This window comes from Agrobacterium salinitolerans (genome assembly GCF_027498475.1).
Classification (GTDB): domain Bacteria; phylum Pseudomonadota; class Alphaproteobacteria; order Rhizobiales; family Rhizobiaceae; genus Agrobacterium; species Agrobacterium salinitolerans.
In genome coordinates this window covers 611484-633226 of record NZ_JAPZLN010000002.1, presented here as the reverse complement: position 1 = coordinate 633226, position 21743 = coordinate 611484, and the positions used below count along the sequence as shown (strand labels likewise).

General features: G+C 59.6%; 20 protein-coding genes. 4 read left to right on the top strand and 16 right to left on the bottom strand.

Translation table 11 applies throughout. From position 1 onward, the window contains the following. The first annotated feature begins 96 nt into the window (after positions 1-96). The gene (locus tag O9X91_RS11635) at positions 97-1257 is read left to right on the top strand and encodes a citrate synthase (RefSeq protein WP_269834308.1); all 1161 of its coding nucleotides are present in this window, start codon (positions 97-99) and stop codon (positions 1255-1257) included. A 221-nt stretch (positions 1258-1478) separates the two neighbouring features. Here O9X91_RS11635 and O9X91_RS11630 read toward each other — a convergent pair whose 3' ends face one another. Beyond that, a complete protein-coding gene (locus O9X91_RS11630; RefSeq protein WP_137412101.1) occupies positions 1479-2297 on the bottom strand; it encodes a helix-turn-helix transcriptional regulator in 819 nt (272 codons plus the stop codon). 106 nt (positions 2298-2403) lie between these two features. Here O9X91_RS11630 and O9X91_RS11625 point away from each other — a divergent pair, with 106 nt between their 5' ends. After that, positions 2404-3297 carry an SDR family oxidoreductase gene (locus O9X91_RS11625; protein WP_269833941.1) on the top strand — a complete coding sequence of 298 codons (894 nt, stop codon included), beginning with the start codon at positions 2404-2406 and terminating at the stop codon, positions 3295-3297. A gap of 130 nt (positions 3298-3427) precedes the next feature. Here O9X91_RS11625 and O9X91_RS11620 read toward each other — a convergent pair whose 3' ends face one another. Both O9X91_RS11620 and ampC read right to left on the bottom strand, forming a co-directional pair. Beyond that, positions 3428-4750, bottom strand: a complete 1323-nt coding sequence (locus O9X91_RS11620) for a solute carrier family 23 protein (protein WP_077984157.1) — start codon at positions 4748-4750, stop codon at positions 3428-3430. Positions 4751-4997: 247 nt separating this feature from the next. Further along, positions 4998-6155 carry a class C beta-lactamase gene (gene ampC / locus O9X91_RS11615; RefSeq protein ID WP_269833940.1) on the bottom strand — a complete coding sequence of 386 codons (1158 nt, stop codon included), beginning with the start codon at positions 6153-6155 and terminating at the stop codon, positions 4998-5000. Between the two features lie 133 nt (positions 6156-6288). On the opposite strand from ampC, the gene O9X91_RS11610 reads away from it, so the two are divergent. Beyond that, positions 6289-7170 carry a LysR family transcriptional regulator gene (locus O9X91_RS11610; RefSeq protein ID WP_142913926.1) on the top strand — a complete coding sequence of 294 codons (882 nt, stop codon included), beginning with the start codon at positions 6289-6291 and terminating at the stop codon, positions 7168-7170. A gap of 3 nt (positions 7171-7173) precedes the next feature. On the opposite strand, the gene chrA is transcribed toward O9X91_RS11610, so the two are convergent. From chrA to O9X91_RS11580, 6 genes are all read right to left on the bottom strand, one after another. After that, positions 7174-8403 carry a chromate efflux transporter gene (chrA, locus tag O9X91_RS11605; protein WP_142913927.1) on the bottom strand — a complete coding sequence of 410 codons (1230 nt, stop codon included), beginning with the start codon at positions 8401-8403 and terminating at the stop codon, positions 7174-7176. Positions 8404-8568: 165 nt separating this feature from the next. Further along, complete coding sequence (locus O9X91_RS11600; RefSeq protein WP_142913928.1) at positions 8569-9054, bottom strand: hypothetical protein; 486 nt, start codon at positions 9052-9054, stop codon at positions 8569-8571. Positions 9055-9184: 130 nt separating this feature from the next. After that, positions 9185-9727, bottom strand: coding sequence for a hypothetical protein (locus O9X91_RS11595; RefSeq protein WP_142913929.1), 543 nt, complete (start codon positions 9725-9727; stop codon positions 9185-9187). 219 nt (positions 9728-9946) lie between these two features. Then, the gene (locus tag O9X91_RS11590; RefSeq protein ID WP_142913930.1) at positions 9947-11815 is read right to left on the bottom strand and encodes a tyrosyl-tRNA deacylase; all 1869 of its coding nucleotides are present in this window, start codon (positions 11813-11815) and stop codon (positions 9947-9949) included. Positions 11816-11866: 51 nt separating this feature from the next. Beyond that, entirely contained in the window at positions 11867-12769 is a 903-nt protein-coding gene (locus O9X91_RS11585) for a hypothetical protein (protein WP_142913931.1), read from the bottom strand. A gap of 594 nt (positions 12770-13363) precedes the next feature. Further along, positions 13364-13579, bottom strand: a complete 216-nt coding sequence (locus O9X91_RS11580) for a hypothetical protein (RefSeq protein WP_142913932.1) — start codon at positions 13577-13579, stop codon at positions 13364-13366. 30 nt (positions 13580-13609) lie between these two features. On the opposite strand from O9X91_RS11580, the gene O9X91_RS11575 reads away from it, so the two are divergent. Next, complete coding sequence (locus tag O9X91_RS11575) at positions 13610-14236, top strand: hypothetical protein (protein WP_142913933.1); 627 nt, start codon at positions 13610-13612, stop codon at positions 14234-14236. Here O9X91_RS11575 and O9X91_RS11570 read toward each other — a convergent pair. The 7 genes from O9X91_RS11570 to O9X91_RS11540 all read right to left on the bottom strand — a co-directional run bounded on the left by O9X91_RS11570 (position 14128) and on the right by O9X91_RS11540 (position 21702). Beyond that, the gene (locus O9X91_RS11570; protein ID WP_142913934.1) at positions 14128-14931 is read right to left on the bottom strand and encodes an aspartate/glutamate racemase family protein; all 804 of its coding nucleotides are present in this window, start codon (positions 14929-14931) and stop codon (positions 14128-14130) included. The two genes, O9X91_RS11575 and O9X91_RS11570, sit on opposite strands and share 109 nt — an antisense overlap. Positions 14932-14942: 11 nt before the next feature. Further along, positions 14943-15761 carry an ABC transporter permease gene (locus O9X91_RS11565; RefSeq protein WP_142913935.1) on the bottom strand — a complete coding sequence of 273 codons (819 nt, stop codon included), beginning with the start codon at positions 15759-15761 and terminating at the stop codon, positions 14943-14945. 4 nt (positions 15762-15765) lie between these two features. Next, positions 15766-16677 (bottom strand): ABC transporter permease, encoded by a 912-nt coding sequence (locus O9X91_RS11560; RefSeq protein ID WP_077984166.1) that lies wholly within the window; start codon positions 16675-16677, stop codon positions 15766-15768. Positions 16678-16913: 236 nt separating this feature from the next. After that, positions 16914-18203, bottom strand: coding sequence for an ABC transporter substrate-binding protein (locus O9X91_RS11555; RefSeq protein ID WP_080796270.1), 1290 nt, complete (start codon positions 18201-18203; stop codon positions 16914-16916). Between the two features lie 30 nt (positions 18204-18233). Then, entirely contained in the window at positions 18234-19319 is a 1086-nt protein-coding gene (locus O9X91_RS11550; protein WP_142913936.1) for an ABC transporter ATP-binding protein, read from the bottom strand. Between the two features lie 182 nt (positions 19320-19501). Then, positions 19502-20482 (bottom strand): 3'-5' exonuclease, encoded by a 981-nt coding sequence (locus tag O9X91_RS11545; RefSeq protein WP_142913937.1) that lies wholly within the window; start codon positions 20480-20482, stop codon positions 19502-19504. Positions 20483-20808: 326 nt separating this feature from the next. Next, positions 20809-21702, bottom strand: coding sequence for a lytic transglycosylase domain-containing protein (locus O9X91_RS11540; RefSeq protein ID WP_269826817.1), 894 nt, complete (start codon positions 21700-21702; stop codon positions 20809-20811). Positions 21703-21743: the final 41 nt, after the last annotated feature.

Below are 21743 nucleotides of genomic sequence, written 5' to 3'. Positions count from 1 at the left end.
TACGAATGCGCTTGAGGATGCGGCATCGTATATATATGGTCAATATTGATTAATATAATCAATATGAGATATGGAATGCAGCCTTACGACAAGTACATGAGCGCTGACCGCGCGGCTTCCGAGGTCGGCATCAGCCGAGCAACGCTTTATGCCTATGTCAGCCGTGGCTTGATCCAGACGAGCGCAGCCGAAAGTGACCCGCGTCGCAAGCTCTACAGCACCCATGATGTCGAGGCGCTGAAGAAAAGGAAAACCGTTGGGCGACGCCCCGGACAGGTTGCCGCTTCCGCGCTTGACTGGGGGCTGCCGGTTCTCGAATCCTCTATTACGCAGATAGCGGAAGGACGCCTGCGCTATCGGGGGCATGATGCGCTTGTGCTTTCACAAACCGCGACCCTGGAGGATGTGGCCTGTCTGCTGTGGGATTGCGGTGAGACTAACCCTTTCGATGACATGAAGGCCGCACCTGCCCCATGGCCACAGCCGATCCTTGATTATGTCAGCACCCTGCCGCTGACGGAGCGGTGTCAAACACTTCTCCCTCTCGTTGAAGCAGGCCGCCTAACTGCGTGGAGGCGCGAAAACAATCGTCTCTGGTCCGGCGCCGCCGTTCTACTGCGAGCTGTCGCCAGCGCCTGCAGCCTCGGCCAGCCGGGCACGCAGCCGGTTCACCTGTTTCTCGCTGACGTCTGGAGGACGGATGCGGCAGGCGCTGATCTCATCCGCCGCGCTCTCGTGCTTCAGGCCGATCATGAGTTGAATGCCTCCGCATTCGCTGCGCGCGTTGTCGCCTCCACAGGCGCCTCGCTCGGTGCTTGTCTCAATGCAGGCCTTTCGGCGCTGAGCGGACCCATGCATGGCGGCATGACAAGTCTCGTCGAGCTCCTGTTCGATGAGCTGGAGCGGCGTGATGATGTGGAACGGGTGATTGATGAACGGCTTCGACGCGGCGAAGCCATACCGGGCTTTCACCATCCGCTTTACCCGGACGGTGATCCACGGGCAGCGGGCCTCCTGCCCCATCTTCCATCGGATGCGAAGCGAGCTGAGCTTCTGCGAGTGATGAACGACACCACAGGGCAGTTGCCGACCTGCGATGTAGCGCTGGTGAGCCTGCGTCGCAATCTCGGGCTGCCGCGTGGCTCGGCCCTGGCGCTCTTCGCCATCGCACGGACCACCGGCTGGATTGCCCATGCTCTGGAACAGAAGCTGGACGATAAACTCATCCGGCCCCGCGCGCGCTATGTGGGGCAATAGGCATTGTGATTTCACAGCATGGCCGGCATTCACCTCCGGGCCTGAACGTGCAACGACTTTGGCACATGCCGTGCTGCTTGATTTCGATGTGCGGCCAATGCACGGAAATATCGCGCGGCGCTGGCCTGAACCGCTAGACTATGTTGCGGTGGATGCCGAAAACCGAATGGGTGTGAGCGCATTTGAACCGCCCCGATGGCGAATAGAACGGCGAGACGGGATCAATGAGATTTTGCAATGAACGAGCGAAACCGGTCGCTCATTTCCGGGTTGGCAGGATTATAGACCATCATGTTGAGATCCCCGCGCCCCTCCACCGCAAAGCTTGAAAACTCCAATTCAATCGTTCCGAGAACGGGATGGTGAAGGCGCTTGAGCCCTTCATGCATGCTTGTGACCTCGTTGTCGTCCCACATGGCCTTGAATTCGGCGCTGGCCGCCGAGAGCTCATCGACCAGTTGCCGGACGTCGGCGCCAGCGCCAGCGCGCGCGGCGTCCGCCCGGAATGCGCCGACGACATAACGGGCAACATTGCGCCAGTCCTCCTGCGCGGTGCGCACCCGGTCATTTGAGAAGATCAAGCGCAGAATATTGCGGTTCTCCCTCGCCAGTTTGCTGTAATCGGTAAGGATGAGGGCGGCGGCCCGGTTCCACGCCAGAACGTCCCATGTCGCCGTTCTGATGATGGCGGGGCTGAAGGGCATGGCGTCAAGCACACCCTGCAGCCGGGGCGTTATGGTCTCGGGTTGACGGTAACGCGGCTCGGGCGGATGGCCGAAGGCCAGTATATGCAGGTGGTCGCGTTCGGGCTCGGTCAGCATCAATCCCTTGGCGATGCGATCCAGCACATCCGCCGAGGGCGAACCGCCCCGGCCCTGCTCCAGCCAGGTATACCAGGTCGGGCTTATATTAGCGCGCTGAGCGACCTCTTCCCGACGCAGGCCCGGTGTGCGGCGGCGGCCGGTGGCAAAACCGAACGTCGCGGGATCAAGCCGCATACGGCGATCACGCAGGAAGGCACTGAGCGCATTGTCTGTCATCGCATTCCCCGGCACAGCCTGTTGAGAATTATACCATGATAAGGTCACTACTTTAACAGGACAATTCTTCATGAGATCACCTCTCCCGTCAACGCGGGAGATTTTTATGCGTGTTTTTCTGACAGGTGCAACCGGCTTCATCGGCTCGCGGATTCTTCGTGAACTGTTGGCGGACGGCCATGAGGTGGTCGGCCTCACCCGCTCGGAGGCCGGTGCAAGAGCGCTAGAGGCCGCCGGCGCCACCGCACATATTGCAACGCTCGAAGATGCGGCAGGGCTAGCGCAGGGTGCGGAAACTGCCGATGCGGTGATCCACACGGCATTCGATCATGATTTTGCGAATTTCGCCGCCAATTGCGAAAAGGATCGCCGGGTGATCGCTGCGATCGGTACCGTATTGGCTGGCTCCGACCGGCCAATGCTCATCACCTCAGCGGTCGGCATGGGCGATCCCGGCAATGGCGAACCTGCGCGGGAAGATGTGTTCGATACACATCATTTCAACCCGCGCATCGCCTCTGAACTCGCGGGACAGGAGCAATTGCAGGCTGGCGTCAATCTCGGCATCATCAGACTTCCGCAGGTGCATGACACGGTAAAGCAGGGCCTCATCTCGCCCTATATCGAGATGTCGCGAGACAAAGGCATCGTCGCCTATGTCGAGGACGGCGGCAATCGCTGGTCGGCCGGTCATGTCGATGATGTGGCGAAACTCTATGTGATGGCGCTCGCTCGAGGCGAACGCGGTGCTCGATATAATGCCGTGGCGGAAGAAGGCGTTGTGGTTCGCGATGTTGCCGGGATCGTTGCAGAGGGGCTGGGGCTACCACTGCTATCAATAGGCAAAGAAGAGGCTGCCGGCCATTTCGGCTGGTTTGCCCTGTTTGCCTCCATGGACCTCAGGGCTTCCAGCGCCCTCACACGGGAAAAGCTGGGCTGGGCGCCGAAAGGTCCGGGCCTGCTCGATGATCTCAGAGCCATGGATTATTCGGCGATCTAGGCATTGGCCGACCGGCGGCCACTAAAGTGGACGCCGGCCCCCTTGATAGGGAATGGCGAAGACAGGCAGCATGGCAGCAACGGAAAACCAATGCTGACTTTATGAATGGAAAACGTTCAGGTGACGGACATCATTTGCCCGATTCCGGTCTGCCAAGGCCAAGCAGGTGGTAAAAGGCAATCGCTCCGATTGTCGCCGTGCCGATACCATCCAGCGTGAAGCCGGCGACATTGAGCTTGAAGTTGCCAGCGCCCAGCACCAGAGCGATACCCACGGTAATGAGGTTGCGGGGTTCGGAGAAATCCACCTTGTTTTCCACCCAGATGCGCCCTGCGGTCGCCGCGATCAGACCGAAGACGACGACAGACAGGCCGCCGATGACGGGTCCCGGTATGGTCTGAATGAGCGCACCGAATTTCGGCGAGAAGCCGAGAATGATGGCGACCAGTGCAGCAACGATGAAGACGAGTGTCGAGAAAATGCGGGTTATCGCCATGACGCCCATGTTTTCGGCATAGGTCGTCATGCCGGTGCCGCCGAAAGCGCCTGAAAACATCGTCGCGATGCCGTCACCGATAAAGGCGCGGCCGAGATAACGATCGAGGTTCTGCCCGGTCATCGCGCCTATCGCCTTGATATGCCCAAGATTTTCCGCCACGAGAATGACTACGACCGGCGCGATCAGCGCAATCGCCGATCCTGAAAACACCGGTGCGGTGAATGTCGGTAATCCGAACCACGATGCGGCCGCCACGCCGGAGAAATCGACGGGCTTGCCGAGGCCAAAGCCGTTGGCAAGCACGAGATAGGCGAGATAGGCAATCGCACCGCCGAGAAGAATGGGAAGACGGCGCGCCATGCCGGGCGCATAGACCGCAATCGCACCGACCGATGTGACCGTCAGGATTGCAATCCAACGCGACAGCTGGTCGCCATCGGGGTTGCCCGGGCCCGAGCCAGAGGCGCTTGCGATCGCAATTGGTGCGAGGACAAGACCGATCGCCGCAACGATCGCGCCCGTCAGCACTGGCGGCATCAGCTTTTCGATCCAGTTATGACCGGCGATCATGACGATGACGCCGATCAACGCATAAAGCACCCCGGCAGCGATGATACCGCCGAGCGCCAGCGCGATATTGGGACTGACTGCCCCGGCGGCTGCCCCCGTTGCCACGAGCACCGGCCCGATGAACGCAAAGGACGAGCCGAGATAGCTTGGCACACGTCCGCCAACGGCGATGAAGAAGATCAGTGTCGAGATGCCTGAAAACAGGATCGAGACGTTCGGATCGAACCCCATGATCAGCGGAGCAAGAACCGTGGAACCGAACATCGCAACGACATGCTGAAGACCGAGCACCGCGGTCTGTCCCGCAGGCAGACGCTCATCGGGCAGGATGCGTCCTTCTGTTTTCAGTCTCCAGCGCGGAAAGTAACCACCGGTATCGCTCATATCGCCCCCCTGGCAAACAGCCGGCACGCGCCTCCCGGGGCCTTCCCGTTTCAGTTCGCAGCCGCGCAAGAAAATTTGCTTTTTATGATTTGCGCCCACCGTCCGAGATCGAATCGGCAGCCGGCGCATCTTTTTCTCCGTTAACGCGATTGCCTGTCCCTGTCATCGGCTATGGGATGTTTCCCACTGTTGCTTCCGGCGCGGAAACAATCAGCTCCCGCGCCGGTAAAAGATCGGGTGGACGGCGTTATTGCGCTTTTTCAAGCGCCGTCAGGATTTCATAGGCCGCAGAAACCCGCTCCTCATTGGGGTAGTTTTTATTGGCCAGAATGACGATGCCCAATTTCTGCTTTGGTATGAACGCCACATAAGCGCCGAAACCATTAGTGGAGCCGGTCTTGTTGATGAAGACATCCTGACGCGGTTTCATAGGCGGCGAGATTTCAGAGACCGGAACAGTCTTGAGCAGGGCGCCGGAATTCAACTCTCGCAATGTCTCCAGCTGCGCGGGATGGGCATATTGTTCCCAGACCATATCCTGCGTCATGGCGCCGACGCCGAAATATCCCGTATGGGTGTTGATGAGCGCCTGCTGGATTTTTCCGTCCAGCTTTTCCAGTCCCATATTCGCATTGACGAAGCGGATCATGTCTGCCGCTGTCGATTTGACGCCGTAGGCTTCCGAAGAGAGAACGGCGGGTGTCACGCGGGCGGGCTCGCCCGTTCGCTTATAGCCCTGCGCGTAATCGGCCATCTTTGCCTCGGGCACCACGGTGAAGGTGTTCTTCAGGCCCAGAGCGGGAAAGAGCGTATCTTTCATGGCGTCATCGAAGCTTTGGCCCATGGCCTTTGCCGTGATGTATCCGAGCATTCCGATGCTGGGATTGGCGTAGGTTCTGTGCGTTCCTGGCTTGTATGAGGGTTTCCAGGCCTTGAGATAGGCCAGCAACTGCTGTTCCGTCTTGACGTTATCCGGCACCTGCAACGGAAAGCCGCCGGCAGTGTGGGTGCCGAGTTGCATAAGCGTTACATCGCCGAAGGGCTTGCCCTTCATGGACGGAAGATAATCTTCGACCTTGCCGGAGAGTGAGAGCTGGGCATTCGTTTCGGCATAGGCGCTAAGGGTGACCGTGAAAGTTTTGGAAATGGAGCCGAGTTCGAAAAGCGTCTGCGCCGTCACCGGCTTGCCCGAGCTTTTGGACATGACGCCATAGGTGAAGATGTGGCTTTCACCATCGACACTGATACCAACGGCAAGGCCCGGAATGCCGTTTTTCTCCATGATCGGCTTGATCGCGGCATCCGTTATCGCTTTCAGCTTTGCCTCATCGGCGGCAAAAGCCTGTGTTAACAGGCTCGTCGAGAGCAAGGCCGCCAGTGCGACATGTCTGCTGTTGAGTTTCATCTTTCGCGTTCTCCAAAACCTAGAGTGGATTTTAGGCGTGTTTGCCATCCCCAGCGAAAGACGTTTAACCGGCCTACATTGCACGAACAAATCATGATATCTCGGAGGAGGCACAAGAAAATCTAGGTCTTGAATGGTTCGGCAATTTCTCCCCCTGAACGGCCTACGGGCCTTCGAGGCGTCCGCCCGGCACCTGAGCTTCACCCGCGCGGCCATCGAATTGTGTGTGACGCAGGCGGCTGTGAGCCAGCAGGTGAAAGGGCTGGAAAAGCGGCTTGGCGTTTCGCTTTTTCAGCGGCTTCCGCGCGGCCTGAAGATTACCGCCGAAGGCGAGGCCCTGCTGCCGACGGTAACCAGCTCCTTCGACCAGATGGCGACGACACTTGACCGGATCGAGGCCGGGCAGGTGCGCGAATTGCTGTTTCTGGGTGTTGTGGGAACCTTTGCCGTGGGCTGGCTGCTGCCCCGGCTGAAGGCGTTTCAAAAGCAGCATCCCTTCATCGATGTCAGGGTTTCCACCAATAATAACCGGGTTGATATGGCGGCTGAAGGGCTGGATTTTGCCATTCGTTTCGGCCAGGGCTCCTGGCATGGCACGGATGCCTTCCGATTGTTCGAGGCGCCACTTTCACCGCTTTGCACGCCGAAACTGGCGGAGACACTGAAAAAGCCGGCCGATCTGATGGAAGCGACGCTGTTGCGCAGCTACCGAGCAGATGAATGGAGCAACTGGTTTGCGGCGGCCGGCGTCATACCTGCGGCACAGGTGAATGCCGGTATCGTCTTCGACACGTCTCTGGGCATGATGGAGGCCGCGCTTCAGGGGCTGGGCGTGGCGCTGGCGCCGCCATCGATGTTTTCGCGGCATCTGGCCTCCGGCGCGATCATACAGCCTTTTCCGGTTACCATTTCGCTCGGGAGCTACTGGCTGACCCGGCTGCAATCGAAACCGCCTACACCCGCCATGCAGGCCTTTTCCGACTGGATGTTCGACAGCATAGGCGCTGAGGGATAAGGCTTATGCCAGGGCGAGCAGAACGCCGCCGGCCGCGCAGAAAATCACCACGGCCCATGGCGGGGTTTTCCAGATCGTCAACAGGATGAAGCCGGTGAGCGCAAGGGTAAAATCCTTCGGCGTGAAGATCGCGCTTGTCCACACCGGATCGTAAAGTGCCGCACCGAGAATGCCGACGACGGCGGCATTTGCGCCGCGCATGGCGGCCTGCGCCAGAAGGTGTTTGCGGAACCCTTCCCAGAAGGGCAGCGCGCCGACGAGCAGCAACATGCCGGGCAGGAAGATCGCAACAAGGGCGATCGCCGCGCCTGTAACACCGTTGGGCTGCGACCCCACCACCGCACCGAGATAGGCAGCGAAGGTGAAGAGCGGACCGGGCACGGCCTGGGTTGCGCCATAACCGGCGATGAAGGCATTTTCCGTAACCCAGCCCGTGGCGACGACTTCCGATTGCAGCAGCGGCAGCACCACATGGCCGCCGCCGAAAACCAGCGCGCCGGCGCGATAAAAGGCATCGAACAAGGAGAGGCCTTGTGAAGCCGCGACGGCCGCAAAGAGCGGCAGGAGGCCAAGAAGCAGGGCAAAGGTGGCGAGCGCAATGTATCCCGCACTTTTCGGCACCCGGAAGGCGAGATGGGTGGCCTGACGCGCGGCATCGGCACGACAGAAGACAAGCCCGGCGAGCGCGCCGACGGCAAGCGCCAGGATCTGCCCAAAGGCGCCGGCGACAAACACGACGCAGACGATGCCGGCAAGCGCGATGCTGGCCCGCTCACGATCCGGCGCAAGGCTTTTTGCCATGCCCCAGACCGCCTGCGCCACGACGGCAACGGCGACGATTTTCAGCCCATGCAGGAGGCCGGTGCCGACCGGCCCTTCGATGGAGGCGGCGACCATGGCGAAGAAAAACAGAAAAATGGCGGATGGCAGGGTAAAAGCCGTCCAGGCCGCCAGCGCACCGAGCGGACCTGCCCGCAGCAGCCCGAGCGCAAACCCCACCTGGCTGGAGGCGGGACCGGGAAGAAACTGGCAGAGCGCCACGAGATCGGCATAACCGGCCTCATCGATCCATTTGCGCCGCACGACGAGCTCATCGCGAAAGTAACCGAGATGGGCGATGGGGCCGCCGAAGGAGGTGACGCCGAGCTTCAGGAATGCCGCGAAAACCTCGCCGGGCGTGCCGTGTCTCTGGCCGTGCACTTCGGTCTCTATGCTTCGCGTTGACGATTTCACCAAAGAACTCCCTGTGTGCAACGGCTAGTCGTCAACACATATCAGCCTCAAAACGGTTTCGGTATCAGATACCATTATGACAGGGATATGAAGGGGCTGGCCGCATCGACGCCGGAACGTTGAGATAACGTTCCGGCGTCGTTTGGCGATTATCCGGCGAAGGGCCTATCGCTCGGTCGGCAACAGGTCGGCGAAGTGCGAAATCCAGCCATTTTCATCGGTGCCGCCGGAAAAGCCAGTCGCATCCCAGATGATGTGATGCCGGTTGCTGCCGTTATGAATAGTCACCGCGGCGGCGATGGGGGTCGGGGATCGCCACGAAAAGTTGCGGTTCGCCCCGGGCTCGAGATGGCTGAGGGATTCGAGCTGGACATCGTCGAGAAAAAGCACCGTGCTCATCTGCGTCTCATAGAGATATTCCCATCGCGCCTGCGCCAGCGCATTCGCTGCCGCAACGAGAAGATTGCTCTCGCCGACGGGATCGGCCAGGGCCGCCAGGCGCCATGCGGCGAAGATATTGGCGATATCCCCTGTGCCGAGCCCAAGGCTTGAGAAGAATTCGATGGTCTGCGCATTGTTGCTGAAAGTATCATAGCCCGCTTCGCCGAAGGGCCGAATATGCTTGACGACGAAATTGCTGAGAATTGGCATGTGTATCTCCTTTTTGGACATGGGCCACCTGTTCCCGGACGTCGACGTGCAGGAGCGCATGGTGGGATTTTGTGTTATTGGGGCGCCGGATATCTCCGGCAATCGAGGGAAATGCAGTCGGCTTGCCGGCCTAACCGAAGGCGATGGCGACGCGGGCCGGCATTGCCAGAAATTCCTGCAGGCCGATGCGGGTTCTGGCGCCGCCTCGCCCTGCCGGCCATGGATCTAGAATATGAAGTTCGAGATTCTTGCCGTTCACGGTGTAGCCGTAGACGAGGTAATAGTGGTATTCCGTTCCGATCACGAAGACGCGGTTGTTATCGATCTCGTGTCTGACGGTATCGGCTGTCAGGCCATTGACGAAGTGGCCGCCCGTCGTGGTGTGATCGAAGGCGTTCCACTGGCTGGAAACCAGCTTGACGACATTGCTGTTTGCATTGGCACCGCCCTGCTCATCGATGCCGGCGGATTGATCCAGAACCTGCGCCAGCTCCCAGCGCTCCTGAACCTGCGGATCGACGCTCGCAAGCGCCTCGGTGTTGCGCCTTGCAATCTCGTATTGGGTGGCGGCGGGAAGCCCGTAATAGGCCCGCACCATCTGCTCGACGGCGGCAAAGCACCAGGCGGGGGTGTCCTGAGGCACCAAAACGGGAGGGTTATTGACTGTAGGCATGGTCTTCTCCTTTCTGAAAATGACGTGGCATGGAACGCTTCGATGGCGGCCGGATGCCTGTCGTTGATTTGGTGAATGTCGAAGTTTCGGCGGCCGTCCTGCCGGCATCTGCGCCGGCAGGACATTGCCCATGATCCCATGCCCGAGGGGGACGATTCCGGCTGAGATCATGGATGCGTTTCTGCCGAGCCGGAAAAGGAACGGCAGGGTCTCAAGGGATCAGGCGGTCTTGCTCAGATCTTGACGATAGGCCTGCAGCGACGCGATTTTTGCGTCCGCGGCGGCCTCGCGTTCGGCGACGATGGCCGAGAGCTTCTCCGCGACACCCGCCAGATAGGCCGGCAGATCGTCACTTTTGATATATCCGCCCTGCAACTTGTTCAGCTTCGACCATCCTTCGGCAAAGCTGCGATTGAAGCGGTCGGAGACGATCACCACCGCGTGCCACTGGGCGGTTTGCCTGACGAAGAACTCGTCGACGGAGCGGATGAGCTGCGCGAAGCGGTTCTTTCGCAGCGTCTCCTGCCCGGCGACATTTTCAATGCCGGTGATCTGATGCTGGGCATCATCTGCGACCGCTTGCATGAAATCGGCGAAGCCCTTGAAGAAGAAGGCGATTTCTTCAACGATTTCCTTCATGCGTTTCAGCGCCGAAATGCTGACATTGAGCGATTGCACCGCAAGCTTGATCTTGTCATCCTCTGCCTGCTTTCCCTTCAGGAGGGCGTTGATCCTGATGAGTTCTGCCGCCTGGGTACGGCGCTCCTTCTCATAGGCCTCCGCCTTGTCGATCATCTGCATCTGGATTTCGCGCAGGCTGGCAGCCTGCTGCTGCTGCTCTTCGGAAAGCTTGCCCAGCCCCTTGTCCAAAGCATCGAGCGAGGCCTGCAGACTGGAAATAACCGTTTGCTGAGCGGCGATCTTTTCTTCCTGCGCCTTGAGTTCCGCGGCGCGTGCAGCCAGACGTTTATCGAGTTCGGCAAGCTCGATGGCCTTGCTCGATTTGGGGTCGGCGCTTTCCGCGTCGTCCGCAAGCTTCGCCTTGGCGTCCTCGAGCGACTTGACATCTCCCTTCAGAGCGTCGCGTTTTTCCTCGCTCTTGCGAAGCTCGGCTTTCTTTTCGGAAAGCTCGCTCTGCTTGGCGGCCGCATCGGCCTTGCTTCCGCCGCCTGACGGGGTGCGGGAGCCGCCACCCTGGCCCTGCCCGTCCGCATCCTGTCCGGCCTTGGATTGTCCTGAAAGCGCGCCGCCAACCGACGAGGCCAGCATTGAGGCGGGACCGCCTGCCACCATGGCAATGGCGGGAATTGCGCTTGAAATCATCTGCGCGCCGACCCGGACAATCGACATGACAAAAGCACGCTGCTCCGCCGTATTGGCCCGCTGCTCATATTCCCGGGCCTTCTTTTCGAATGCCGCAACCTGTTCCTTGAGATCGTTGACAAGCGATTCAAGCTGTTCCCGTCGTGCGTCCGCCTCCCGGATTTCCCGTTCCATCACCGCTTTATCGGCGAGGCGTTTGCTCAAGGCCGTTTCGCTCATATCCGTGGTTTGCGCCGTGTCCCTGATGATGGCGTCGTAGGTCGCAGCAAGGGCCAGAAGCTCGTCTCGAACGCTGAGCGCCCTATCCCGGATGCCCGTTGCGAGCTTTATCAGATCGTTGGAGACGAATGCCTTGATTTCGGCCTGATCGTTTTCTTCCCTGACATCGAGCCAGTCCGGGAAAAGATCGGCGATGGACAGGCCGATACGGGTCGCCGCCGCCATCGCGTTCTTCATGACTATTTCGCTTTTCTGCTGCGACGTGATCAGCCTGTTCATGATAGCGCTGATGCGGACGCGAATATCGCCGTTTTCCTGCGGCGTGGTGTTATAGGCGATGTAAAGCAGATCGATCGCATTGTCGGTGTCGCGCTTGGCGCGCTCGACATCATAGGTTCCCTGGATCTTATCGACATAGGACCGGACAAGCGCCGTATCAGACTTGGGAAGGCTGAAATTCGGTTGCGAAACGATCGCATCGACGCCGGCGTCGATTGCGCTGTTGATCTGGGCGGTCCGGCTCTCGAAAGTCACGACATTGTTCATTTTCATGCTCCTGTTGATGGGTGGTTGCGGAGAGTCATTGGGGGTGATCGTTCACGATCCGCATTGTTTCTTCGCGTCGTCAGGCAGCCCGGCCTCGGTGGAGGAAATGAACTGCGGCACGTCTTTGGTCAGGCCGTCGATCTCGGTCGACAGCCGCGTAACCTGACGTATTTTCGCGTCGTCAGGATTGACCTCGCTCGCTTCCTTCAGAGCACTGGTGAAGTTGGCGACCTGAATGTTGAAGTCCTGAACCTTGACGTTGATGGTGGAGATCGCCGCCTTGAGCCTGGTGATCTGCTCTTCCAGAGTTTTCACCGCTTTCTGGTTTTCCGCGTGGCTCTGCTGTGCCGCCGCAAGCTGGCGGCGATTGTTTTCGAGCTGGTTGCGAACGCCTTCAAGAGCCGCCCGGGCATTGTCCAGACGCGGCCGCGCGGTGCGGTATTCCCTCTCCGCATCATTCATCCAGCCCAGCGCCTTGACCGCCGCGTCACCGGCCTGGCAAATTCCCGGCAGGAAGAAGAGGACGCCGCTGCATATTTTTACTCGCTTGGCCTGCTCGTCCATTTCCTTCCGGGCTTTTTCGAAGGTGGCCTGACGCGCCCTGACGTTCTCGCTCTCGGACTGGACCAGCTCCTCGTAGCCCTTCACGCTGGTTTCGGACTGCACCACCTGCCGCTCCAGTTCGATCTGCAGGTACATGGCCTGCCCCAGCGCCTTCTCGCGGTCAGCGCTGAGCTGCTGTTGCGCCGTCAGATGTTCCATCAGGCACGCGGATCGACGGCCGAGCAGCTCGCGGCTCGCTTCCGCCTGTTCCAGTTTCGACTGGAAAGCCGCCGTCTGCTCGGCGGTGAGGGTCGCCGCGTTCGCAAGGGTCGGCTGGCCCATGGACGGGATATCGAAATTCATTGCGAAGGCCGCAAGGCCTGCAAAAACAACATGCTTAAGTTGAATCATTTCAACCTCCTCTGAAGATTCGGGGATGAATAAAGGGCATGAAGGGCTCTACGCGCCGCCCGGCATCGCTGCCGAACGCGCCAGAGACCTGGCAGTAACATTCGGGTGTCATGTGGTTTCGGATGCATCTTTCGCGATGTCGTCAACGCCTAAAAAGCAACCATCAAAGATTGTATTCACGGCAAATAGACAAAAGATTTTGCATCCACGACTTCATTAATTTATGCAATAAAAACAGTCGATAACTTCATTTTCAGCGTCACCCTCGCAAACCGTCTCAAAAGGGAACACATTTTAACGCGCTCCTTAACATTCAATTTATGAGAGTATTTCTTAATACCCCGCAACAGAGCCTCGGGGGAGTGCAACAAAATGCACGCATCTTCCGGAGCGGAACCTTTCGGCTGCCACCCCCGCCCCAAGCGGCCGTTGTCAGCGAACAGAACTCACGCTTTCGAATTCGCCATAAAGTAGCGAATAACAAAAAACCACGGGAGAAAGGTATCCGGAAAAGCAGGCGCCCCAACTTCAAAGACGCACCCGAAAAGGGACTTCGCCCGACCTCGGCCGGACATGCTTCGAGAGAGGCTGGGCTTACTTGCGAACCGAATCCTGAACGACGATGCCTTCGGTGATGCCGTCGCCCATCTTTGCAGCCACATATCGACCGCCTTCAAACAGGAGCAGCGCCTCGTCCGCGCGCTTGGAGATTTCGGCGCATTCGCCACTGTCATGTGCGCGGTGGGCATCGCATCGGTCCATGGCGGGCAATTTACGCTGGCGGCGGTGCAGGCAGTCGTCGTTCCGCACGGTTGGGCTTCCAGCCGCAGGACACGGGCGTTGATCGACTGGCTGGAGCTGGAAAATACCGCGCAGCGTCACCCGCCCGGCGACGATAACCGCGAGCGGCCATGGTCGCTAAACGGCTGGATTATTTCGGCCATCGAGACGCTTGCAAGCACCTATCGCGTCGCGGCCTCGCCGTGGCAAACCCTCCCGGCAACGGAAACGCCTGCGGAGGAAGCCATCGGAACCGGCGTGCTTGTCGACGGTGTGAGCTGGCTTCTGCGGCACGCGCAGGATTTGCCTTTTCTCTCAGAGGAAGTACGGATGTTTCTTGGGCATGCGCCGGGTTTCCTGATCTTGCTGGACCTGCTGTCCGCCGCGAAAGCGGACGCGTGCGATGCGACAGGTTGCGTGTTCTCCCGCAAGGCGACGGCGCGCGCCTATGGGGTCAGCCGCGCTCATGTCACGGCCATACTCGCCAGGGCCGAACGGTTGAAAATCTTGAAAAGAAACGGACCCAGAATAGTTCTGAGCGACCTGGCATTGCAGAACGTCCAGCGCGATCTGGCCTATCAGCTCGCCTTCGTCGTTTTATGGACGGAGGCAGTGAGAACGTCTCCACTGTCCGCGGATGCCCCCGAGAGCCTGTCCGGCTGGAATGCCTCCAGCAAGCCGCGATAGGGCTTGGCGAGCGGCGTGGCATAAGCGCCGCGCTTGGCGGTGGACAACCCCATCGACACCAGCGATTCCGCCTGCTTGACGGCCGCCGCAACGCCATCGACAACCGGCACGCCGAACTCATCGCGGAGTTCGGCGACAAGATCCGCCATGCCGGCGCAGCCGAGCACGATCGCCTCCGCCCTGTCCTCTTTCAGGGCCAGCGCGATTTCCGCGCGCAGCCTTTCACGGGCGTTCGAGGCGGGATCTTCCAGCGACAGGACAGGAATATCGGCGGCGCGCACATTGCAGCGGGCGGACATGCCATAACGATGGACGAGATGTTCCAGCGGCAGCCGCGAGCGCTCCATCGTCGTAACGATGGTGAATTTCTGCGCGATGAAGGCGGTAGCGGAGACCGCCGCCTCGCAGATGCCGATAACCGGAATATCGGCGAGCGCGCGGGCCGCATCGAGCCCGGTATCGTCGAAACAGGCGATGATCGCGGCGTCGGCTCCAAGCGTCGGCGCCTTTGCCAGCTCCAGCAACAGGCCGGGCACGGCGAAAACCTCGTCGTAATAACCTTCGATGGAGACAGGCCCCATGGAGGAGGTGACGGCCAATATGTCCGTATCGCGGCCGGCTATACGCATCGCGGCGTCGGCAATGGTCGCGGTCATGGATTGCGTGGTGTTGGGATTGATGACGAGAATGCGCATTTGACGTTTCTTTATCCGCGTGAACGGCGGCGATTGAGCGTGACGATCAGGCCGAGCGTGGCCGCGATCACCAGGAAAGAAAACAGGGTTGTGACAGCACCGAGCGCGTAAAGCACCGGCGTTGTGACATTGGTGGTCATGCCGTAGATTTCCAGCGGCAGCGTGTTGTAGGTGCCTGACGTCATCAATGTGCGGGCGAACTCGTCATAAGAAAGCGTGAAGCCGAAAAGGCCGACACCGATCAGGCTCGGCGCGATCATCGGCAGCACCACATGGGCAAAGGTTTGCCAGGAGGACGCGCCGAGATCGCGGGCCGCCTCCTCATAGGACGGCGAGAAACGGTTGAAGACGGCGAGCATGATGAGAACGCCGAAGGGCAGCGTCCAGGTGAGATGCGCGCCGAAAGCTGATGTATACCATGAAGGTTCCAGCCCAAGCTGCTGGAATAGAACACCAATACCAAGCGATATGATGATCGACGGCACCACGAGGCTTGCGACCGACAGATAAAATAGCGGCGTCGCGCCGATGAATTTGCGCCGGAAGGCAAGGCCCGCCAGCAGCGAGACCAGCACGGTAACGGCCATGACCATCAGGCCAAGTGCGAATGAGCGCCGGAAGGAGCCGCCGAAATCTCCGACGGCCTGCTGTTCGAAGAGATTGCCGAACCAGTGCAGCGAAACGCCGTTCAGCGGGAAAGTCAGGCCGCCATTCGGCCCCTGAAAGGCGAGGATGAGGATGGCCGACAGCGGGCCGTATAGAAACAGCACGAAGAGGACGAAAAAGAAGGCGAGGATGTAGAATTCGCGGCCGCGTTTTTCCTGATGCATGGGATCAAAGCTCCTTGCGGATATCGACGATGCGCAGGATGCCCGCGACCATCAGAAGAACGAGGATGAGCAGGATGACGGCATTGGCCGCAGCGGCCGGATATTGCAGCAGCGACATCTGGTTCTTCATCATCAGCGCCACCGAGGCGCTCTGTCCGCCGGACATGACTTGAACCGTGGAGAAATCCGCCATGACCAGGGTCACGACGAAGATGCTGCCGATGGCCATACCGGGTTTGGCAAGAGGAATGATGACATTGGTGAGCGTCTGCCAGCCGGTCGCGCCCGCATCACGCGCCGCCTCGATCAGCGATTTATCGATACGCATCAGCGTGTTGAAAATCGGCGTGACCATGAACAGCGTATAAAGATGCACCATGGCCAGCACCACGGCGAAATCCGAATAAAGCAGCCATTCGATCGGCTCGGGAATGATGCCGGAACCCACCAATGCGCTGTTAACAAGACCGTTTCGCCCGAGAACGGGAATCCATGAAATCATGCGGATGATGTTCGAAGTCAGGAACGGCACGGTGCAGACAAGGAACAACACCATCTGCATGGTGGTGGTGCGAATGTGGAAGGCGAGGAAGTACGCCACCCAGAAACCGCAGAAAAGCGTGATCGCCCAGACCATGGCGGCATATTTCAGGGTATTGAGATAGGTTTGCCAGGTGACCCAGGACCCTAACGTTTCGCTATAATTGAAGGTGACGAAGTCGGGATACATCTGGGCGAAGTCGTAGTCCCAGAAGCTGACGATGGCGATCATCAGGATCGGCAGAGCCAGGAAAAAGCCGAGGATCAGCAAAAGTGGCAGGGACTGAATATAGGACACAAGCTTCTGCGGCAGGGCAAAGCTGCGGGGCGGCTTGTCCTTTTTTTCACTGACGCCAATGAGTCTGACCGTCACCATTGTGAAGCCTTTCGCTGTATTTGCAGAAGTACCGGCGGCTTTCGCACCGGGTAGTGTGTCAGGCAAAGTTCTCTTCAAACGCGACGTCATCCTCGGGCTTGTCCCGAGGATCCAACCACGTTTGATGTGGTGGGTCGTTAGATCCTCGGGTCAAGCCCGAGGATGACGTCGCGTTTAGAGGCTCTGTTGCTGTCAAGACCGGCGGCCAACGCCACCGATCTTGTCTGTTTCGGGTACTAGGCAGCGATAAACTCGTTCCAGCGACGGACCATGTAGCGGTCTTCGTCCATGACGGAGTTCCAGCACGCCACCTTGCCCATGCGCTCCTCGAAAGAGCCGCCGTCGCGCACTGCACCGGCCTTTTCCATGACCTTGCCGTCAGGCGCGATGATGTCGCCCTCAGCCGGCTTGCCTTCGACCCAGTAACCCCACTCGTCGGCGGTCATGTGCTCCTTGGCCGTTTCCATGGCGGCGGAGTAATAACCCTGGCGGTTGAGATAAGCGCCGACCCAGCCGGAGGTGTACCAGTTGATATATTCATAGGCTGCGTCGAGCTTCGCGCCGGACAGGTGCTTGGCGAGACCCAGACCTCCGCCCCAGGAACGATAGCCCTCCTTCAGCGGCTGGTATTTGCAGGCGATACCCTTGGAGCGGACGGCGGCAACGGCCGGCGACCACATGGACTGGATGATGACTTCGCCCGAGGCCATGAGGTTGACGCTTTCGTCGAAGCTCTTCCAGAAGGCGCGGAACTGGCCGTCCTTCTTGGCCTTGATGAGGAAATCGATGGTCTTGTCGATCTCTTCCTTGGTCATGTTGCCCTTGTCGGCATATTTGATGTTGCCCATGGCTTCCATGATCATCGCCGCATCCATGATGCCGATGGAGGGGATGTTGAGAATGGAGGTCTTGCCCTTGAACTTCGGGTCCATGATATCGGCCCAGCTGGTGATATCGCGACCGACAAGATCGGGACGGATGCCGAGCGTATCGGCATTGTAGATGGTGGGAACCATGGTGAAATAATCGGTCTCGCCCTTCGCGAATGTCTTGTCGCCGGGCTTTTCAACGAAACCGACCGTGTGCGGCGCGGTACCCTGCGCGACCACGCTGTCCGGCTTCAGCTTGCCGTTTTTGAACAGCGGCACGATCTTGTCGTAATATTTCAGCTTCTTGATTTCCATCGGCTGAATGACGCCGGCCGGATAGACCTTCTTGAGGATCCAGTATTCGATATCGGCGATATCGTAGGAGTTCGGCTGGGTGACGGCGCGCTGGGCGGCGGCGTCGGAATCCGTCGCCGTCATTTCGAGCGTGATGCCGAGGTCTGCCTTGCATTTCTCGGCAATGGCATTGAGGTTGGAGACGCCGGTGCCGAACTGGCGGATAGTAATCGGGTTCTGTGCCCAGATGGTCGGGAAGCCGGTGATGAGGCCGGAGCCGATCGCCGCACCCGTGGCGGCCGCGCCCGCCTTCAGGAGGCCGCGGCGGGACAGGCCCTTCTTGCTGTTGGTGGTATCGGTCATTTCAAAGTTCTCCTCTGGTTATTTTTGGGGTCACTTCTCTACCCGGCCGAGCACGATGGCATCGGCCGCATTCCATGAAAGCGGTATGGCGTCGCCGGTCCTAACCGGATTTTCGAAGAAGGCGGCATCGCTAAGGATGACGTTGAAATCCTCGATGCCTGCGCCGGTCACGGCGATCTTGACGCTTGCGCCGCGATATTCGACGTTCGAGACGATGCCGGTGAAACCGAGGCCCGGCTGTTGCGACTCACCCACGCGCACGCGGTCGGTGCGCACGGCGATATCGACCGCGCCCTCATCCGAGGCGACGCCGCCTGCCGTGAAAGTACCGCCGCCCGCCACTTCGAGCGTGACGAGGTCTCCCGATTTTTCCCGGTAGCGCCCGGAAATGACGTTGTGGTCGCCCATGAAGCGGGCGACGAAGGCGGTGGCCGGACGCTCGAACACCTCGCGCGGCGTGGCCGCCTGTTCGATGCGGCCGTCATTCATGACGACGACGATATCGGCAAGCGCCATGGCCTCTTCCTGGCTGTGGGTGACATGCACGAAGGTGATGCCGAGCGAGGTCTGCAGTTTCTTCAGCTCGGCGCGCATACGGATCTTGAGGAACGGGTCCAGCGCCGAAAGCGGCTCGTCCAGAAGCAGCGCCTCGGGATCGGTAATCAACGCACGCGCCAGCGCCACCCGCTGCTGCTGCCCGCCGGAAAGCTGGGCCGGACGGCGGCTGGCATAGGGTTCGAGCTGCATCAGCCGCAGCATATCGAGCGCCTTGGCCCGTCGGGTTTCCTTGTCCACACCCTTCATCTTGAGGCTGAAAGCGACATTGTCGACGAGATCGAGATGCGGAAACAGCGCGTAGGACTGGAACATCATGGCCGTACCGCGCCGGGCGGGCGGCAGATCGGTGACGACCGCATTGCCGAGCCTGATGTCACCGCTGGAGATGCTTTCGTGGCCGGCGATCATTCTGAGCGTCGAGGTCTTGCCGCAGCCCGACGGCCCGAGCAGGCAGCAATAGCTCCCGGCCGGTATTTTGAGGCTTATCGCATGCACGGCGGTGGTGTTGCCGTAAATCTTGGATACGGACGCGATGTCGATTGCTGCGGCTTTGCTCATAAACACTCTCCTGCGACGTCTTTGTCATGCAGGAGGCGTGCCAATCGGCTTAGCCTTTGATGTAAAATGATATTCTTCTGCGCTCCGGAAAGCTTTGCCCGGACTTGCCCAATTTTACGTCGATTGTTTTCGATTCATTGCAGAAATTGTATGCAATCCAAAAATCCGAAACGCCCCGCGCTTCACCCGGCCTTGAACCGGTCGAAAGCGGTGAGATATTTGACCGTGGGATCGGCATCCCAGCGGTAAATTTCGGTCCGCAGGAAATGCAGTTCCTCTTCGAGCTTTTCCTCCGGCAGTTCGACCCACCAGGATTTCGGCCGTCCATCGGAACCGTCGGACCAGCGATAGCCCCGTTTTTTCAGATGATCCTTCATGTCGAACGGGCTGTTTTCCGCGTAGAGGCGCACCCTTGAGCGCAGGCTCGCCTCATGGAGTTCTGCAAACGGCGTTCTACTCTGGCCAGGGCGCGTCTGCTCCAGCACTTCCAGCAGGGCGAAACAATCGTCCACCGCACGATGGCCGTCGTGGAAATAGCCGGATTGCCCGATCAGATAACCGAGTTTGTTGCCTTCGAAACCACGCGCGCGCCAGTCAATTTCCGAAACGGAGCAGGCCCATGCCTTGTCGCGGAAGATCGGCGAGAAGGCCTCGCAAAAGGGGCGGTCGAAACCGGCATTGTGGGCGATGATCAGATCGGCATGGGCAATGAGGGAGGTCAGCCGGCCCATGTCTATCGACTGCCCCGCGACCATCTCGTCGGTGATCCCGGTCAGACGGGTGATTTCTTCGGGAATGGCGATACCAGGCTGCCGCAACCCGCCATAGATGCCTGTGACATCGCCGATTGTGCCGTTATCGTCGAATGTGAAGGTGATGACGCCGATTTCGATGATCTCGTCGGTGCGATGGTCGAGGCCCGTCGTTTCCGTATCGAGGATCACGCCCTGACGGGCGAATTCCGGCCTTGGCCGATCGATGACCGCGCGCGGCTGCAACCGGCGCAGGATACGATAATTACCGGTGGATTCAAGATAAGCAGCAAGGGCCTCATCGTCCGTAGCGGTCTTTTGGGTCGTTTCGCGACCACCCGCTTTTCGCCCTCTTTCAGCCTGCGGAAGCCGCGCTGCCGCGGGAGAGAAAAAATCCAACTGGGAGGTCATAATGCGCCTGTCCGCCTTGCCCGGAAATCAAGATTGAGTATTCCAACATATGCGCACGGGCTCACAGTAACAACCGCACTGAGCCTCATCCACAGAAACGGGATAGGCAGACAGTCGCGATTTCGCTTTGAGATATCTGGCGACCGGGACGGCTATAACGGCCCGCCTCACGACGCCGGACGATTGAGACTATCCGCGCAATTGCCGCAATTGCCGATGATCTCGGTCGTCCTGGTGCTGAAGCCGGCATAGGTCTGAAGCCGATCAACTTGTTATGATCAGCCCCTTCGCGGGAAGCCGATCTACCGGTCCGGCGCGCGCAGTTTTTACCTGTTGCGGAACACGGTGCAGGGAACGCCCGCCCGCCGGATATCGCCACAAAGCGCGTTGGCTTCAGCTCTGGTTTCCCGGCCGATGCGGGCGGCATAACGCGGCCGCGAACCGAAATTGCCGCCCCGCTGCCGCACGATCAAAGCCCGCTCGGCATTCAGCGGCTCCGAAAGCTGCAGGATCGCCCGGGTGAAAAGCCGGTTCGCCACGGCCGGATTATAATGCGCCGCAAGCTGCACGCCCCAGGGCGCCCAGTCGGCCGATGCAATGAGAATGGGATCTTTCATGGTGCGGGTGTCGGCGAGATGCACGCAGGCATCGAGAAAGGAACGGTTGTCATCCAGCGCCGGTGCAGCCTTTTCCGGCGGATTGTCCTTCCATGTCTCCACCGGATAACCGGTGATCGCGAACACATAATCGCGGGTTTCGGTGGGCAGGCGGCCGTTGGCGATGAAATTCCGCAAGCCCGCCTCCCCCGCATTGTAAGCTGCGGCGGCAAGGCCGAAATTGCCGAACTGCACGTTCAATTCGGAGAGATATCGGGAAGATGCCTCAAGCGCGGCGATGATGTTGAAACTGTCTTCGAGACCGCGCAACCGCGCCGTTCCCGGCATGAACTGGGCAATGCCCTCCGCCCCCTTCGGGCTGACCGCACTCGCCCGGAACAGGCTTTCTCGCCAGATCAGCCGGGCGAAATAATCCGGCGGAACGGCATGGCGGACGGCGAGAACCTCAATGGCATGGCAAAGATCGTTATTGTAACTGTCGGCATTGATGCACAAATCCGGCGCGACATCATGGGTATAAGCGCAGGCAGTTTTTTCCCTGGCGGGCTCTTCGGCTTGCGCCGCCCCAAAGGCTGCGGTCAGCAGACACAGGGCAAGAGCCATGCGGCTTGTCGATATCCCTGCCAAGCGAAAGTCCCCGAAAA

Coding starts and splice junctions, on each gene's coding strand:
- O9X91_RS11635 (WP_269834308.1), top strand. CDS start 97: ATGAGCGCTGACCGCGCGGCTTCCGAGGTCGGCATCAGCCGAGCAACG.
- O9X91_RS11565 (WP_142913935.1), bottom strand. CDS start 15,761: ATGCATCAGGAAAAACGCGGCCGCGAATTCTACATCCTCGCCTTCTTT.
- O9X91_RS11600 (WP_142913928.1), bottom strand. CDS start 9,054: ATGCCAATTCTCAGCAATTTCGTCGTCAAGCATATTCGGCCCTTCGGC.
- O9X91_RS11555 (WP_080796270.1), bottom strand. CDS start 18,203: ATGACCGATACCACCAACAGCAAGAAGGGCCTGTCCCGCCGCGGCCTC.
- O9X91_RS11610 (WP_142913926.1), top strand. CDS start 6,289: ATGGTTCGGCAATTTCTCCCCCTGAACGGCCTACGGGCCTTCGAGGCG.
- O9X91_RS11540 (WP_269826817.1), bottom strand. CDS start 21,702: ATGGCTCTTGCCCTGTGTCTGCTGACCGCAGCCTTTGGGGCGGCGCAA.
- O9X91_RS11625 (WP_269833941.1), top strand. CDS start 2,404: ATGCGTGTTTTTCTGACAGGTGCAACCGGCTTCATCGGCTCGCGGATT.
- O9X91_RS11630 (WP_137412101.1), bottom strand. CDS start 2,297: ATGACAGACAATGCGCTCAGTGCCTTCCTGCGTGATCGCCGTATGCGG.
- O9X91_RS11595 (WP_142913929.1), bottom strand. CDS start 9,727: ATGCCTACAGTCAATAACCCTCCCGTTTTGGTGCCTCAGGACACCCCC.
- O9X91_RS11620 (WP_077984157.1), bottom strand. CDS start 4,750: ATGAGCGATACCGGTGGTTACTTTCCGCGCTGGAGACTGAAAACAGAA.
- O9X91_RS11570 (WP_142913934.1), bottom strand. CDS start 14,931: ATGCGCATTCTCGTCATCAATCCCAACACCACGCAATCCATGACCGCG.
- O9X91_RS11545 (WP_142913937.1), bottom strand. CDS start 20,482: ATGACCTCCCAGTTGGATTTTTTCTCTCCCGCGGCAGCGCGGCTTCCG.
- O9X91_RS11560 (WP_077984166.1), bottom strand. CDS start 16,677: ATGGTGACGGTCAGACTCATTGGCGTCAGTGAAAAAAAGGACAAGCCG.
- ampC (WP_269833940.1), bottom strand. CDS start 6,155: ATGAAACTCAACAGCAGACATGTCGCACTGGCGGCCTTGCTCTCGACG.
- O9X91_RS11585 (WP_142913931.1), bottom strand. CDS start 12,769: ATGATTCAACTTAAGCATGTTGTTTTTGCAGGCCTTGCGGCCTTCGCA.
- O9X91_RS11590 (WP_142913930.1), bottom strand. CDS start 11,815: ATGAACAATGTCGTGACTTTCGAGAGCCGGACCGCCCAGATCAACAGC.
- O9X91_RS11550 (WP_142913936.1), bottom strand. CDS start 19,319: ATGAGCAAAGCCGCAGCAATCGACATCGCGTCCGTATCCAAGATTTAC.